Annotated in this window: 16 protein-coding genes; 13 read left to right on the plus strand and 3 right to left on the minus strand. The window is 61.3% G+C overall.

Annotated elements, in window-relative coordinates:
* Window positions 1-39 precede the first annotated feature (39 nt).
* Window positions 40-624: a DinB family protein gene (locus D3791_RS11345; protein WP_172512248.1), complete on the minus strand. Its 585-nt coding sequence runs from the start codon at window positions 622-624 to the stop codon at window positions 40-42.
* A gap of 175 nt (window positions 625-799) precedes the next feature.
* Between D3791_RS11345 and D3791_RS11350 the strand changes: the two genes are divergently transcribed.
* The 4 genes from D3791_RS11350 to D3791_RS11365 all read left to right on the plus strand — a co-directional run bounded on the left by D3791_RS11350 (window position 800) and on the right by D3791_RS11365 (window position 4,731).
* Window positions 800-1,363: a helix-turn-helix domain-containing protein gene (locus tag D3791_RS11350; RefSeq protein WP_022874783.1), complete on the plus strand. Its 564-nt coding sequence runs from the start codon at window positions 800-802 to the stop codon at window positions 1,361-1,363.
* 96 nt (window positions 1,364-1,459) lie between these two features.
* The gene (locus D3791_RS11355; protein WP_022874784.1) at window positions 1,460-1,885 is read left to right on the plus strand and encodes a hypothetical protein; all 426 of its coding nucleotides are present in this window, start codon (window positions 1,460-1,462) and stop codon (window positions 1,883-1,885) included.
* A 216-nt stretch (window positions 1,886-2,101) separates the two neighbouring features.
* Window positions 2,102-3,088 carry an agmatinase gene (gene speB / locus D3791_RS11360; protein ID WP_172512249.1) on the plus strand — a complete coding sequence of 329 codons (987 nt, stop codon included), beginning with the start codon at window positions 2,102-2,104 and terminating at the stop codon, window positions 3,086-3,088.
* On the plus strand, window positions 3,088-4,731 hold the full coding sequence (locus D3791_RS11365; RefSeq protein ID WP_172512250.1) for a thiamine pyrophosphate-binding protein: 1,644 nt from the start codon (window positions 3,088-3,090) through the stop codon (window positions 4,729-4,731). The genes speB and D3791_RS11365 overlap by 1 nt, the downstream gene beginning before the upstream one ends.
* A gap of 94 nt (window positions 4,732-4,825) precedes the next feature.
* Here the strand turns inward: D3791_RS11365 and D3791_RS11370 are convergent, their stop codons facing one another.
* Window positions 4,826-5,038: a hypothetical protein gene (locus D3791_RS11370; protein ID WP_152485481.1), complete on the minus strand. Its 213-nt coding sequence runs from the start codon at window positions 5,036-5,038 to the stop codon at window positions 4,826-4,828.
* Between the two features lie 61 nt (window positions 5,039-5,099).
* On the minus strand, window positions 5,100-5,975 hold the full coding sequence (locus D3791_RS11375) for an inositol monophosphatase family protein (RefSeq protein WP_172512251.1): 876 nt from the start codon (window positions 5,973-5,975) through the stop codon (window positions 5,100-5,102).
* A gap of 64 nt (window positions 5,976-6,039) precedes the next feature.
* On the opposite strand from D3791_RS11375, the gene D3791_RS11380 reads away from it, so the two are divergent.
* The 9 genes from D3791_RS11380 (at window position 6,040) to D3791_RS11415 (ending at window position 14,175) form a co-directional block, all read left to right on the plus strand.
* On the plus strand, window positions 6,040-6,759 hold the full coding sequence (locus D3791_RS11380) for a GntR family transcriptional regulator (protein ID WP_172512252.1): 720 nt from the start codon (window positions 6,040-6,042) through the stop codon (window positions 6,757-6,759).
* Window positions 6,760-6,881: 122 nt separating this feature from the next.
* The gene (locus D3791_RS11385; RefSeq protein WP_172512253.1) at window positions 6,882-8,045 is read left to right on the plus strand and encodes a CaiB/BaiF CoA transferase family protein; all 1,164 of its coding nucleotides are present in this window, start codon (window positions 6,882-6,884) and stop codon (window positions 8,043-8,045) included.
* On the plus strand, window positions 8,042-9,220 hold the full coding sequence (locus D3791_RS11390) for an acyl-CoA dehydrogenase family protein (RefSeq protein WP_172512254.1): 1,179 nt from the start codon (window positions 8,042-8,044) through the stop codon (window positions 9,218-9,220). The genes D3791_RS11385 and D3791_RS11390 overlap by 4 nt, the downstream gene beginning before the upstream one ends.
* A 36-nt stretch (window positions 9,221-9,256) precedes the next feature.
* Window positions 9,257-10,714 carry an aldehyde dehydrogenase family protein gene (locus D3791_RS11395; protein WP_035761885.1) on the plus strand — a complete coding sequence of 486 codons (1,458 nt, stop codon included), beginning with the start codon at window positions 9,257-9,259 and terminating at the stop codon, window positions 10,712-10,714.
* A gap of 35 nt (window positions 10,715-10,749) precedes the next feature.
* Window positions 10,750-11,196 (plus strand): 3-hydroxyacyl-CoA dehydrogenase family protein, encoded by a 447-nt coding sequence (locus D3791_RS16875; RefSeq protein WP_343034487.1) that lies wholly within the window; start codon window positions 10,750-10,752, stop codon window positions 11,194-11,196.
* Window positions 11,169-11,609 carry a 3-hydroxyacyl-CoA dehydrogenase family protein gene (locus D3791_RS16880; RefSeq protein WP_343034488.1) on the plus strand — a complete coding sequence of 147 codons (441 nt, stop codon included), beginning with the start codon at window positions 11,169-11,171 and terminating at the stop codon, window positions 11,607-11,609. The genes D3791_RS16875 and D3791_RS16880 overlap by 28 nt, the downstream gene beginning before the upstream one ends.
* A gap of 92 nt (window positions 11,610-11,701) precedes the next feature.
* A complete protein-coding gene (locus D3791_RS11405) occupies window positions 11,702-12,775 on the plus strand; it encodes an App1 family protein phosphatidate phosphatase (protein WP_022874794.1) in 1,074 nt (357 codons plus the stop codon).
* A 14-nt stretch (window positions 12,776-12,789) separates the two neighbouring features.
* Entirely contained in the window at window positions 12,790-13,257 is a 468-nt protein-coding gene (locus tag D3791_RS11410) for an acyl-CoA thioesterase (RefSeq protein WP_172512255.1), read from the plus strand.
* A gap of 63 nt (window positions 13,258-13,320) precedes the next feature.
* Complete coding sequence (locus D3791_RS11415) at window positions 13,321-14,175, plus strand: siderophore-interacting protein (protein WP_172512256.1); 855 nt, start codon at window positions 13,321-13,323, stop codon at window positions 14,173-14,175.
* The last annotated feature ends 272 nt before the right edge of the window (window positions 14,176-14,447 follow it).

The raw sequence follows: 14,447 nt of genomic DNA on the forward strand, positions 1-14,447 counted from the left end.
CAATGAAGAGTTGTTCCGTAATATGACCTGGCCTTCGGGCTACTGCTGGCCTCCACCGTCGGCCAGGCGGTTGATGGACTCGAATTGCTCGGCCCACTGCGCAGCGGAGTAGTCCGGGAGGTTGGGTGCTTCTGGGCGTAGTCCGGTGAATCCATCGAGCTGTTCGCGCACGATATCAAGGTGGCCGGCGTGCCGGGAGGTCTCGGCGATCATATGCACCATGAGTTGTTCCAGCGTGGTGTGCCGGCGCCGGCTCCACCAGGGCACCTCGACCGGCGCATCGAGCGGCAGCGGCTTGATCCCGGCGTCGGAGAACAGGATCGAGTCTTGATACAGGCCGATGATCTCGCCCGCGCTCAAGTGCGCTGGCGGCAGGAAGTCGGCCTGCGGATCCTCGGCATCCAGCAGGTTCTGGATGTAGGGGTCCTCCACGCTTCGGCCGAGGCACTGCGCGAAATACCCGTATTCGGTGGTGGCCAGATGATGGACGACACCAAGGATGTGCGTTCCGGTGGCGGTCAGTGGTTTGCGGGCCAGCCGGTCGCTTAGCCCCTGGGCTTTGTAGATGACGGCTTGGCGCGCGTCGCTGAGGTATTCGAGCAAAAGCTCTTTGCTGTGGTCCATGCTCAGAGTCTAATCAGCGAGCGGGACATCGAAGTGTGAAGTGTGTGAGACGCGGCATATTTGCAGGACTGGCGCTATGCTCTGTTTACTATTGGTAAACTTGCCGCGACAGGCCACTATGGCCGCCAAGATGGCCGCTGGTGTGCCGAAACAAACGACGCGATGGAGCTGACGAATGAAAACCCTGCCCGTGGAATCAAGCGGAGCCGCGATCAATATTGGTTCGCGGTTGCGTGGGGTTCGTCAGCGGCAGCGGATGACCATCGACCAGGTAGCCGAGCTTTCCGGGCTGACCAAAGGGTTCCTCTCGCGCGTGGAACGGGATCTCACCAGCCCTTCGGTATCAACGCTGCTGAAGTTGTGCGAAGTGCTCGGCATCGAGGTGGGCACCTTGTTCGAGGTGCCCGAGACTATGCTGGTGCGCTTGGAAGATGCGCCTCGGGTCTCCCTGGGTGGCGAGGGGATCACCGAGCAGCTGGTGACGCCGCGCAGTGAAAAGCGCGTGCAGATGATCCGTGCCGAAGTCGCTCCCAAGGGGGTCGGCGAGGCCGAGCTGTACTCCGTGGACTGCGAATTGGAAGTGCTCCACGTGATCTCCGGGAAGTTCACCCTGGTCCTGCCCGAGCAGCGCGTTGAGCTCCAAGCGGGGGACACCATGACTTTCCCGGGGCGCGAACCGCATAGCTGGGAGAACGAGTCTGATGATGTTGCCTTGGTGACGTGGACCTTGATCCTCTGATCCGTGGTGCCGCTATTCGGCGTGATGCCGTTCAGCGCGTATTCTAAAAAGGTGTGCTCGGCGTACGCACACCATGCGGTGATTGATAGGAGTGGCGTGGGTACTAGCGAGGTAACTGGCACGCGGGGCCAGCTGCGCTGCATCAGCTGGTGGGCCTCATTGCTTGTCGGCATTCTTGCCGGCACGACGCTGACCTGGATCCGCACGCAACGCAATTTCTTTTTCATCGGCGCGGTGATCATTGCCGTGGTGATTGTGGCTCTGGGGCTGCGGACCATCCGGCGCCGCGCTCGCTTCCCGCAGATGGCCCAAGCTCATGTTTCCTGGTCCTATGCCTTCTGGGCGGTCATTCTGCTGATCCTGGTCGGGCCAATCCAGCTGGTTTACGTCGCCGATGACTTCTCGGAGCTGATGCTGAAGTCGCTGGTTCTTTCCGCCGGCTTCACCCTCGGGATCCATGAGATCGATCGCTCGCTGGTCAATGCCAGCAAGAAGAACTATCACGCAACGCCGGCAGCCTAGGTGGCCGCTGCAGCGAAAACAGAACCCGGATGACAGATGCCGTGACCCCTGAGGGTCACGGCATCTGTGGCATTAAGCGGCTTTGCGCGTCATAGTCCCAGATTCGGTGGCTTGAGCCTTGACGTGACCTCGCCAACAAAATAGCATAATAGGAAACTGAAGTTTCATATTAGGCAACTATGGCAGTTGCCCGATGAGTGCCAGGAGGGCAAGAACATGAAAGAAGTCCGCATCGAGGAAAACGGCAATCTGGGGCCGATCAACGCTGCAATGATTCCTCGCTACGCAGGCGCTGGAACCTACGCCCGCCTGCCACGCCTGGACCAGGTGCAGAACGCCGACATCAAGATCATCGGCGTCCCTTTTGACACCGGTGTTTCCTACCGTCCCGGCGCCCGCTTCGGCGCCAACCACGTGCGCGAATCCTCGCGATTGATCCGCCCATACAACCCGGCCACCGACACCTCGCCCTTCGCGCAGAGCCAGGTCGTTGACGCCGGCGACCTCGCAGTGAACCCGTTCAACATCAACGAGGCCATCGAAACCATCCAGGACGAAGCCCTGGAACTGACCGCTGATGGCTCGAGCCTGGTCACCATCGGCGGCGACCACACCATCGCATTGCCGCTGCTGCGCGCCGCCTCCCAGCGCGCCGGCGCACCGGTGGCCATGCTGCACTTCGACGCGCACCTGGATACCTGGGACACCTACTTCGGCGCCGAATACACCCATGGCACCCCCTTCCGCCGAGCCGTGGAAGAAGGCATCCTGGACACCGAAGCCATCTGCCACGTCGGCACCCGCGGCCCGCTCTACGGCAAGAAGGACCTGGAAGATGACAAGCGTTTCGGCTTCGGCATCGTGACCAGCTCGGACGTGTACTACCAGGGCGTGCGCGAAATCGTCGACAAGCTGCGCGACCGTATCGGCAACCGCCCGCTGTACATCTCGGTGGACATCGACGTGCTGGATCCAGCCCACGCACCGGGCACCGGCACCCCGGAAGCCGGCGGCATCACCAGCCGCGAACTGCTCGAAATCCTGCGCGGCCTGCGCGGGTTGAACATCGTGGGCGCCGACATTGTCGAGGTCTCCCCGGCCTACGACCACGCGGAACTCACCGGCGTGGCCGCCAGCCACGTCACCTACGACCTGATCAGCCTGATCAGCGACTTCCGTTCCACCCAGGGGCTGAACAAGTAATGAGCGAACAGCCTCAACGCAATGGCGGCGACCTGGTCATCGAGACCCTCACCGCGCTGGGCGCCAAAACGGTGTTCGGCATCCCCGGACAGCACGCCTTGGGGCTGTTCGACGCGCTGTCACGTTCCAACCTGGAATTCGTCTCCTCGCGGGTGGAAAACAACTCGGCCTTCGCCGCCGACGGCTACTCCCGCGCCACCGGCGAGGTCGGCGTGCTCTTCCTGTCCACCGGCCCCGGGGCGCTGACCTCGCTGGCCGGATTGCAGGAAGCCTACGCCACCGGCGTGCCGATGGTCGTTGTGGCCAGCCAGATTCCCCTGGATGGACTGGGTGCCCGCCGCAAGGGCATGCTGCACCAGCTTGATGACCAGAAGGCTTCGGCCGCGAACGTCACCAAGTTCCAGCAGACCGTGCACCACGCTTCGGGCATCCCTTCGGCGATCCAGGACGCCTGGGCCCGAGCCATCACCGTGCCCATGGGCCCGGTCTGGGTCGAGGTGCCACAGGATGTGCTGCTGGCCCAGGTCATGGTCCCGCCGGTGCAGGACGCGTTGGCTGAAGCCTACGAGCACCCGCCGCGCGAGGAACTGATCCGCGAAGCGGTCAACTGGCTCTCCGATGCCCAGCGCCCGGCCATTATCGCCGGCGGCGGCGTGCGCCGCGCCGGCGCGCAGGCCGAACTGCTGGCAGTGGCCGAAACCTTGCAGGCTCCGGTGCTCTGCAGCCCCGGCGGCAATGGGGCTTTCCCCTGGAACCATGAACTGTCCCTGCAGTCCTGGGTCGAGGACCGCCATGCCACCGAGGCCATGGAAGATGCCGACGTGCTGCTGGTCATCGGCTCGGCGCTGGGCGAAGTGACCAGCAACTACTTCACCCTGGAGCCGCGCGGCAAGATGATCCAGATCGACGCGGAACCGCGAGTGCTGGAGTCCAACACCCCGGCCCTGGGCATCCGCGCCGATGCCCGCGAAGCGCTGAAATTCCTCGATCGGGATCTGCGCGCCGCCGGGTTCACCTCGCAGGCCAACTGGCACGGCCAGAGCCCAGCGGGCATCGTCGCCCAGACCCTGGAGAAGATCCAGGCGCGCCTGGACCAGCAGGACCTGGCCAAGGAACGCAAGTTCATGGCCGATATCCGTGCGGCCGTTCCGGCCCAGATGCAGACCTTCTGGGATATGACGATCGCGGCCTACTGGGGCTGGAGCTGCTGGGATGCCAAGGACGGGCAGTTCCACTCGGCGCAGGGCGCCGGCGGGCTCGGCTTCGGATTCCCTTCGGCCATTGGCGGGGCCATCGGCACCGGCCAACGCGTGCTGGCAGTCAGCGGCGACGGATCCTCGATGTATTCGATTGCCGAGCTGGCTACCGCCAAGCAGCATCAGGCCCCGGTGACCTGGCTGATCGTTGACGATGGCGGATACGGCATCCTGCGCGAATACATGGAGGGCGCTTTCGGCAAGGCGACGGCCACCGAGCTGGCGCGTCCGGACTTCGTGGCGCTGGCCCAGTCCTTCGGCGTTCCGGCCCGCGAGGTGGAAGTCGAGCAGATCGGCGAAGCGCTCGCCGAAGCGCTGGCCGAGCAGGGCCCGAACGTCATCGTGGTCAAGACCCTGCTTAAGATGTTCGCTCCGACGCACCTGTAAAGGGCCGGGCGATAGCGGGCAGGAATATGGTGGCCTCGGACCGTCGGCAATTGCTGACGTCCGGGGCCACAGCCTTATCGAATGCCAACAGCGCCTAGTGCGTGAAGTGGTACACCACGCCGAAAAGCACTGTGGAAATGCCCATGCAAATACCGATGAGCAGTGGCTCCCAGTCCAGGGACTGGGCTGCCAACATCACTGCGAAGGCACCGAAGAGAACTATCGCTCCGATTCCTCCCAGGATCACTCCTCCGCCTCCATGGTGCCGCACGGCGGAGTGTGCGGTCCGGTGGAATAGTGGTTCCATGCCGCCATGATACGACCGAATTGCTGCTGAACCGAGGGATCGGGGCGGAATCCGGATATTGTCAGATTTCTTGGGTCCCGCCGCCGGTGCGCAGCTCGTGGATTTGCCGGGCGGCGCTGTCCAGCGAGGGGTAATCGGCGCCCGGGCCCTGGGCGATGAAGCCGGGGCATTCATGATCCGCCAATTGGCTGTTCCCGTAGGAAAGGCCGCGGAAGCTGCCGTGGGCCATGCGCACCAGATGCGCTCCGGCGGCCACATCCCAGACCTTGGTATCAAAGCCGATCGTGGCATCACACCACCCGGCAGCCACATGGGCCAAGGCCAGCGCGGCGCTGACCTTTCGCCGGACGGTGGCGAAGTCCTCGATCCACTGCCCGAAGAGCTGCAGGGCCAAGTCACCGTCCTGTTTGAGGGACTCCGCGCCGGGATAGTCGGTCATCAGGTTGGCCCGGGACTGTTCGGGGCGGGATTGCGGGTGCAGGAGAACATCGTTGAGCAGTGCCCGCTGCAGGTTCGCGGTGAATTCGTCTCCGGAGATCGGGTCGATGATCACCGCGGCCACCAGATGGCCATCGATCGCGGCGGCAATGGAAATGCAGAAGAAGGCGACGCCGTGCACGAAGTTGCTGGTCCCGTCGATCGGGTCGACAATCCACTGCACCGCGCCGGGGGCTGCTTGTCCTTGCTGGGTGGAGATCTTTTCCTCGCCCAGGACCCATGAATCCGGGACCGAGGCGAGCAGGGATTCGGTGATGATCTGCTGGCTGCGGCGGTCGATGTCCGTGACCAGGTCATGGGTGTTGGTCTTGTGCTCGGCATTCACCGGCGTGCGGAAGGTCGAGCGCAGCAGTTGCGCTGCACTGCGCGCCGCGGCCAAGGCGGCCAGGCGCAGTTCTTCGGCGCGGGGATTGTCGCAGTTCGCCAGTTGCTCATTCACCGTGCCAGCTTATCGCGTGGCCGCCAACCTGGCCCGCGCGCTGAAGCAGGATAAGCTTCTGCACATGAGTAGCATGCAACCGATAGTGCCCAAGGCCTCGCTGACCGAACAGGTCACCATGATGATCAGGGCAGCCATCGTGGCGGGGGAGATGGCACCGGGGCAGCACTACTCGGCGATCGGCATTTCCGAAAAGCTGGGGGTCTCGCGCACTCCGGTGCGCGAAGCGCTGCAGCTGCTGGAAAAAGAAGGCATCGTGACCGTGGCCAAGAACCGCGGTGTCCGGGTCAACCAGATTTCCTTGGAAGACATTGTCGAGGTCTTCCAGCTGCGCCTGGCGATTGAACCGCCGGCGGCCGCCTGCGGTGTCATCAATGCCAGCGATGCCGACCGGGCCCGATTAGCCCAGCTGCATGAGCAGATGCTGCAGGTGGGGCAAAGCGGCGACGGACGTGCGACCTTGGATGCCGACAAGGAATTCCACCTCTACCTGCTGGGGCTGGCCAGCAACAAGAAACTCGACGGCGTGGTGGGCCAGTTGCGCAATCTGGTGCTCGCCCATGGGCAGACCACGGTGCCCTATGCGCGAAGCAGCCAAGAGCTGGCGGGGGACCGTGAAGAAATCATGGCGGCGATCCTCGCCAAGGATGCCCCGGCCGCGGCCCAGGCGGTGCGCGGGCACATCCTGCGGACCGCCCAGATGCTGGTCCTCTCGATTTGTTCGCGGACCGAAGGGCTGGAGCCCGAGCCGTTCCTGGAGCGGCTTGAGGACCTGATTTCCTAGCACTGGTTTCCCAGCGCCTTCCGGCAACTTTCCACGATCTCTTGCCATAGGTGAGTTGCGCAACATAGAGTAGCATGCAACATGTAACTAGAGTCAGCAGTGAATCACAAAGGGGTGAAAAGATGGGCCAGCCGCTCGACGGAATCAAGGTCGTTGACCTCTCGCGCATCCTGGCCGGGCCGCTGTGCACCATGACCCTGGCCGACTTCGGGGCACACGTGCTGAAGGTCGAAAGCCAAGCAGGGGATGAAACCCGCGGCTGGGTTCCACCGGTCAATGCCCAAGGCGTCAGCACCTACTACTGGGCAGTGAATCGCAATAAGCAGGCGGTCGTTGCCGACTTCGCCAATGCTGAACACCGGGCAAGGCTCCTGGAGCTGATCCGGGAGGCTGATGTCCTCGTGGAAAACTTCCGTCCCGGCGTCTTGGCGAAATTCGGGCTGGACTACAGCAGCCTGATCGAGCTGAACCCGCGCCTGGTTTATTGTTCGATTTCAGGATTCGGCGAACAGCACGGCGCGTCCTTGCCCGGCTTTGACCTGCTCGTCCAGGCAGTGGGCGGGCTGATGAGCATTACCGGGGAACCAGAAGGAACGCCAAGCAAAGCCGGGGTGGCGCTGGTAGACGTGCTCGCCGCGCAAAATGCCGTCGCCGGAATCCTGCTGGCGCTGCGTGAAAGAGAGCACAGCGGCGACGGGCAGCGCGTGAGCATCAACCTGCTCTCCTCGGTGCTGGCGGGAATGACCAACCAGACCAGCAGCACGCTGGCGACCGGAAAAACGCCGGCGCGCATGGGCAACGCCCACCCGAGCATCGCCCCGTACGAAACCTTCAAAGCCAGCGACGGGGTGGTGGCCATCGCCGTGGGAAATGACCGCCAATTCGCGGCACTCTGCCGCCAACTGGGGGACGCCGCGCTCGCCGAAGACCCCCGCTTCATCACCAACGCGGACCGCGTGGCCCACCGAGCGGAACTGAAAACACTCATCGAAGCGGCCACCGCGCAGCGAAGCGCCAGCAGCTGGGCGAGCAGCCTCATGGAGGCCGGAGTGCCCGCAGGAAAGGTGAACTCCATCGCCGAAGCCATCGACTTCGCCCGGGAACTGGGTTTGGATCCCGTGGCGGTCATCGAAGACCCAGCGACCGGGGAAACCACGACCCACGTCGCAAGCCCCATCGGGCTATCGCGCACCGCGGCCCAATACCGGAGCATCCCGCCGAAGCACGGTGCGGATCAAGAGCTTTTCGACCAGCAAACGACAGCAACCACCAAGGAGCGAGAATGACCACCACCGAGCACGTCCTCGACCCGGCAGATCTCATCAATTTCGATTCCCTGCTCAGCAGCGAAGAACTTGCCCTGCGCGATACGGTGCGCGGCTTCGTCAAGGAGCACATCAAGCCGAATATCGCCCAGTGGTACAACGATGCGGTGTTCCCGCTGGACATCGTTCCGGAAATGGCGAAGCTGGGCCTACTGGGAATGCATCTGAACGGCTACGGCTGCGGTGGCCGATCAGCCGTTGAATACGGCATCGCCGGTGCGGAATTGGAAGCAGGCGACTCGGGGCTGCGCACCTTCGTCTCCGTGCAGGGCTCCCTGGCCATGAGCGCCATCCATAAGCACGGCTCGGAAGAGCAGAAACAGGAATGGCTGCCGAAAATGGCAGCCGGAGAAGCCATCGGCTGCTTCGGCCTGACCGAGCCAACCGCCGGATCCGACCCGTCAAGCATGAAAACCTTTGCCCGCCGCGATGGCGGCGACTGGGTGATCAACGGATCCAAGCGGTGGATCGGCCTGGCAAATGTGGCACAGGTAGCGGTCATCTGGGCGCAGACCGACGACGGGATCCGCGGCTTTGTCGTGCCAACGGACACTCCCGGCTTTACCGCGACCCCCATCGAGCAGAAGCTGTCCATGCGCGCTTCGATCCAGTGCGAAATCGACCTGGTCGATGTCCGACTTCCAAGCACTGCGGTGCTGCCCAACGTCAAAGGACTCAAGGGGCCGTTCTCATGCCTGAACGAGGCGCGCTACGGCATTCTCTGGGGATCGATGGGCGCAGCCCGGGACGCATTCGAAGATGCTTTGGCCTACTCGCAGCAGCGCCTCCAATTTGATAAGCCGCTGGCCGGTTACCAGATGACCCAGCAAAAGCTGGTGGACATGGCCCTGGAAATCAACAAGGGCTTCCTGCTGGCACTGCACATTGGCCGGCTCAAGGACGCAGGAAAGCTGGATCTGCACATGATCTCGGTAGGCAAGCTCAACAACTGCCGCGAAGCGATCAAGATCTGCCGCGAGGCCCGCACAATTCTCGGCGGCAACGGCATCACCATGGACTACTCGCCACTGCGCCACGCCAATAACTTGGAGTCGGTGCGTACCTACGAAGGCACCGACGAAGTCCACACCCTGATCCTTGGCAACAAGCTCACCGGCGTACCAGCCTTCCGCTGAACCGAAGAACATAGAAAAACTAGAGGAAACATGACCATGGAAGCAGCATCCGCCCCGGTGGCATTGCGCCAATATCTCAACGGCAACTGGCTTGAAGGCGAAGGCCGCAAAATCACCTCCGTCGCGGCAGCAGATGAGTCGCGAGTACTTGCCGCAGGGGCCGCGGCCAGCGAAGGCCAGGTCGATGCTGCTTTCGCTGCCGCACACCAGGCCAAAAAATCCTGGGCCGCGGTACCGATGGCCACCCGTGCAGCCATCCTTGCCACGGCAGCCGGCTACCTCAAGGAGCATGCAGAACAATTCGGTGAGGAACTGGCGGCTGAAGAAGGGAAAACGCGGGCCGAAGGCATCGGTGAAGTCCTGCGCGCAGCCCAGATCTTCACCTACTACGCAGGTGAAAGCGACCGTGCGGCCGGAACCGTATTCCAGTCTCCCCGCCATGGGGAACAGATCCTGGTGACCCACAAACCGCTGGGCGTCGTGGGCATCATTACTCCCTTCAACTTTCCAATCGGCATCCCAGCCTGGAAAATCGCTCCGGCACTCGTCTTCGGAAATACCGTCGTTTTTAAACCCGCCAGCCTCGTGCCTATTCTCGCGCTTCGGCTCGTGCAAGCCTTGGAATATTCCGGGCTGCCAGCAGGGGTGCTGAACCTCGTCATTGGTCCGGGCGCGCTAGGCGACGGTTTCCTATCCAACAGCTATGTCAATGGCTTGTCCTTCACCGGATCAACCGCGGTAGGCCGTCGTCTCTGTGCCTCCGGTGCCGCGCGCGGCATTCCTGTGCAGGCGGAGATGGGAGGCAAGAACGCTTCGGTGGTGCTGGCTGATGCTGACTTGGACCTGGCAAGCGAACAGGTGCTGTTCGGCGCCTTCAGGTCAACCGGTCAAAAGTGCACAGCGACCAGCCGCCTCATCCTGGACGAAGCGATTGCAGAAGAATTCCTTGCGAAGCTCACAACACGGCTGGAACAATGGAAGACCGGCAACCCGCTGGACCCGGAAATGCATATGGGCCCTTTGGTGGATGCGAAAGCGGCGGCCTCGGCCCGTGAAGGAATCGAGCGCGCAGTAGCCGAAGGCGCAACGCTCCGGTTCCAAGGTGCGGCGCCGGAATCCGGCAATTTCTTGGCCCCGACTATTCTGGATTTGCCTTCGGATGCCACGGGCCGCGACAACTGCGCGTGGAGGGAAGAATTTTTTGCCCCGATTTTGGCAGTGCGCACCGTAAAAGGTATTGAGCAGGCATTTGAAGCGGCGGAGGACTCAGACTTCGGCCTGAGCCTGGCCCTGTTCACGAGCAATCTTTCTACGGCAATCCAAGCTCAACAAACACTGGATGTTGGCATATTGCATGTAAATTCGGAATCAGCAGGTGCAGACCCGCACGTTCCCTTCGGAGGGGCCAAAGCATCTGGCTACGGGCCGAAGGAACAAGGAGCGGCAGCTCGGGAGTTCTACACGCATACGACGACGACTTATCTGCGGGGCTGAAAGCCCACGCTGGAGTGCCGAAGGAAGAACCATCAATGACGATTGAACGTATTTTGGTAATTGGCGCCGGAACCATGGGCCGGCAGATCGCGATGAGCTGCCCGCTCAGCGGCTACACGACGGTCTTGCAAGATATCTCCAGCGATGCTTTGTCGGCCGCCCGCAAGGAACTGGAAGGGTGGGTCGCGTCAAGGGTTGCCAAGGGCAAATTGGCTCAGGCCGACGCGGACGCTGCCTTGAACAACCTGACCCAGAGCACCGATTTGGAAGACAGCGCCAGCAACGCAGACTTGGTCATCGAAGCTGCCGTGGAACGCCTGGATATTAAGGAGCAGATTTTTGCCACCCTGGGCGAAAAAGCGCCAGCCCACGCCATCTTGGCAACCAACTCCTCGACACCTTGCCTTCCTCTCGCGTGGCCCAAGCCAGCGGCCGCCCTGAGCAGGTATGCAACATGCACTTCTTCAATCCCGCGTTGGTGATGAAATGCGTTGAAGTAGTCCGCAACGAACAGACCAGCGATGAAACCGTGCAAGCCGTGACCGAGGTGGCCACCAAGCTGGGCAAGCAGCCGGTATTGGTGAATAAAGAGATTCCAGGATTCATTGCTAACCGCATGATGGGGGCGATCAATGCCGAAGCGCTGAACCTGGCCCACGCGGGGATCGCCAGCATTGAAGATATCGATACCACGGCCAAAACCGCGCTCGGCCACCCCATGGGCCCCTTTGAGCTGATGGATATGGTCGGCTTGGATGTCATCGACTTCATTGCCCAGGCCACCTATGCCGAAACTGGCAATGAGGCGGATAAGCCACATCCGCTGATTACTGAAAAAGTGGAAGCCGGACTGCTAGGGCGCAAGAGCGGTGAAGGCTTCTATCCCTACTCCTAGCGAACAGGCAAGTGCACTGTTCGAGTCACATGGCGGGCTTTGACTGCTTGTCGTTTTTCCAAGGTTTGGCGAGATCATGAAAGACTGTGAGCATGAGTCACATTTCGACTGATCAGCGAGCCCGTCACGTTGCTTCGCGAGTGGAAGACAGATTCCACAATTGGCGTGCCAAGCGGGCACTGGCGAAGGGCCAAGGGGCGGTGATTCTTCCCTATACCGGGTACGGCTCCACCGGCCCCGATGGCGGATGGATCCGCGTTCTGGCTCGTGTCGTGCTTGCCGGCCCTGGAGCCTTTGAATTCGGGCAGCATCAAGCACAGATGATCGCGGACGGGATCAGGGGCTTCCGAAATTTCGTTTCGCCTATTCTGCCTTTTGGAAAAGTCAGCATCATGGTCGGCGAGCACCGGTTCGAGGTGCAGGCGGACCGCGGTGGCGTCATTGACGTAAAACTGTCGGTCGATCTGCCAGCCGGATGGAATGAAATCCATCTTCAGGCGCATGATGGCGACGAGGCAACCGCGCGCATCATGGTCATTGACCAGGCTCAGAAATACGGCGTGATCAGCGACGTGGACGACACCGTGGTGGTTACGGCGTTGCCGCGTCCCTTGCTGGCTGCATGGAACTCATTTGTCCTCTCGGAACATGCACGCGTGGCAACCCCGGGCATGGCGGTCATGCTGCAAAAAGTACGGCAAGAACATCCTGGCGGACCGATGGTTTACCTCTCCACCGGTGCATGGAATGTTGCCCAGACACTGCAGCGTTTCATGTCCCGCAATCTCTATCCAGAAGGCCCGTTGCTGCTGACGGACTGGGGTCCAACGGACCGTTCCTGGTTCCGCAGCGGCATGCAGCATAAAGTGGACCAGCTGCGGCGTTTGGCCCAAGAGTTCCCGCACATCTCGTGGATCCTTGTGGGCGACGATGGGCAGCATGACCCTGCGATCTACGCAGAGTTTGCCCGGCGGTATCCCGAACTGGTGCGCGCTATCGTGATCCGCCAATTGACCCCGTCCGAAGCTGTGCTCGCTGGTGGCCGTTCCAACGAGCTGCGGCGTACGACTCCAGGGGTGCGCTGGGTTTATGAGCCAGATGGCGCACGGATTCTGGACCAGCTGGTCAAGCTGGAATTGGTCGATGCTGACGCAAAAGATTTGTAGAAGGAAGAACGAAAATGGCTGAATCAACTCTTCGCGTGCAGGTGCCAATGCGTTGGGGCGATATGGACGCGTACGGGCACGTTAACAACGTGAACCTGATCAGGTTGATGGAAGAAGCACGCATCGCCGGGTTTGGCGTGCCCGGAGGCACCGGTGCTCCAGGCGTTGAGCCGCAGGCCGATATTTTCTCCGCCGTGCCAGCAGGAACCCAGATCTTGGTAGTGGAGCACCGTGTTCGGTACTCCAAGCCGCTGGAATACCGCAACGTACCGGTGAATGTCGACCTGTGGGTCGCAAATATCAAACCCGCAAGTTTTGATATCTGCTATGAATTCAGGGACCCAATTGAGGATTACCTATGTGTTAAAGCCGCTACGACGCTGGCGTACTTTGACCCATCAACATCCCGAGTTCAGAGGCTAAGCCCTGAAGAACGTGAGGGACTAAGCGCCTTCGAAGGCGCTCCGACCTTCCCGAAGTAAGCTCTGACGCTCCTGTCAATTAGGATTGATCTATCTACTCTTATTCAGACAGGAAGTGATGTTATGTCTCAGCCAGCTGGCGGACGTCCGCAAACCGAGGCTCGACCTGCACGTCCTCAAGTTGTTCTGCAGGTGCTCAAGCGGGAACAGATCGCACCTCATTTGATTCGCTTGACGCTCGGCGGGCCCGGCTTTGCCAACTTCGTCGACAAGGACGTGACAGACCGATACGTCAAGTTCCTGTTCGCCAAGCCGGAGCTGGGCCTGGACATGCCTTACGACATGGAAGAGCTGCGCAATAAGCTGGCACCGGAAGATCTGCCGGTGCGCCGCACCTACACCGTGCGTAGCAGCGATCATGAAGCGCAGACCATTGACGTTGATTTCGTCGTCCATGGCGATGAAGGGCTGGCTGGGAAATGGGCGCGGGACACAGAGATCGGTTCGTCGATCTGTTTCGCCGGGCCAGCTGGCCTCTTCGTTCCACGCGAAGAATTCGACTTCCATTTCTTTGCCGGTGATGAGACCGCGATTCCGGCAATTTCTGCCGCTTTGGAAGCCATGTCGCCTCAGATGAAGGGCGTGGCCATCATTGAGGTCGCCGACGCTGCTGATGAGCTGGAATTGGTTCACCCAGAAGGTGTAGAAGTCCGGTGGCTGCATCGCAACGAAGCATTTACCCCGCAGAATACCGTCTTGGAACAGGCCGTGCGAGAGTACCCGTGGTCAGGCGGCCGCGTGCAGGTCTTCGCCCACGGCGAGCGTGAAGTGATGAAGCGGTTGCGCCTCTACTTCTATGATGAGCGCGCTGTGGAACGCCGTGACATGTCATTGTCCGCGTACTGGGCATTCGGCCGAGCCGAAGATGCTTTCCAGGCAGAAAAGCGCACCGAAGTCGGCAAGATCTTCGCCGACTAAGGACTAAGTTAGACACACCTAATAAAAAATTACAGATATTAGGTGATTAGGGGTTGACCTTATTAGGGCTAGTTAGGTTATGCTTATTCCAGAGCTTCTCCCGTGTGTGGTCGGGAGAAGCGACAAACTTGACCGATATCATCGGCCAGTTCGCTACGGTTCGGGGCTGCTCACCTCGACCTAGTGGTCGGCTTAGCCGGCTTGAATAAGGGGAATAGGGAATCGGATGACCTGCTCAGTCATCCGGATCGCAGAAAAAGGAACTTGCCAAG

Origin of the sequence: Glutamicibacter mishrai (genome assembly GCF_012221945.1) — a bacterium.
Lineage (GTDB): Bacteria > Actinomycetota > Actinomycetes > Actinomycetales > Micrococcaceae > Glutamicibacter > Glutamicibacter mishrai.

Excerpts from the sequence above, each read along its gene's own strand:
- D3791_RS11345 (WP_172512248.1), bottom strand. The coding sequence starts at position 624 with ATGGACCACAGCAAAGAGCTTTTGCTCGAATACCTCAGCGACGCGCGC.
- D3791_RS11350 (WP_022874783.1), top strand. The coding sequence starts at position 800 with ATGAAAACCCTGCCCGTGGAATCAAGCGGAGCCGCGATCAATATTGGT.
- speB (WP_172512249.1), top strand. The coding sequence starts at position 2,102 with ATGAAAGAAGTCCGCATCGAGGAAAACGGCAATCTGGGGCCGATCAAC.
- D3791_RS11365 (WP_172512250.1), top strand. The coding sequence starts at position 3,088 with ATGAGCGAACAGCCTCAACGCAATGGCGGCGACCTGGTCATCGAGACC.
- D3791_RS11370 (WP_152485481.1), bottom strand. The coding sequence starts at position 5,038 with ATGGAACCACTATTCCACCGGACCGCACACTCCGCCGTGCGGCACCAT.
- D3791_RS11380 (WP_172512252.1), top strand. The coding sequence starts at position 6,040 with ATGAGTAGCATGCAACCGATAGTGCCCAAGGCCTCGCTGACCGAACAG.
- D3791_RS11385 (WP_172512253.1), top strand. The coding sequence starts at position 6,882 with ATGGGCCAGCCGCTCGACGGAATCAAGGTCGTTGACCTCTCGCGCATC.
- D3791_RS11390 (WP_172512254.1), top strand. The coding sequence starts at position 8,042 with ATGACCACCACCGAGCACGTCCTCGACCCGGCAGATCTCATCAATTTC.
- D3791_RS11395 (WP_035761885.1), top strand. The coding sequence starts at position 9,257 with ATGGAAGCAGCATCCGCCCCGGTGGCATTGCGCCAATATCTCAACGGC.
- D3791_RS16875 (WP_343034487.1), top strand. The coding sequence starts at position 10,750 with ATGACGATTGAACGTATTTTGGTAATTGGCGCCGGAACCATGGGCCGG.
- D3791_RS16880 (WP_343034488.1), top strand. The coding sequence starts at position 11,169 with ATGCACTTCTTCAATCCCGCGTTGGTGATGAAATGCGTTGAAGTAGTC.
- D3791_RS11405 (WP_022874794.1), top strand. The coding sequence starts at position 11,702 with ATGAGTCACATTTCGACTGATCAGCGAGCCCGTCACGTTGCTTCGCGA.
- D3791_RS11410 (WP_172512255.1), top strand. The coding sequence starts at position 12,790 with ATGGCTGAATCAACTCTTCGCGTGCAGGTGCCAATGCGTTGGGGCGAT.
- D3791_RS11415 (WP_172512256.1), top strand. The coding sequence starts at position 13,321 with ATGTCTCAGCCAGCTGGCGGACGTCCGCAAACCGAGGCTCGACCTGCA.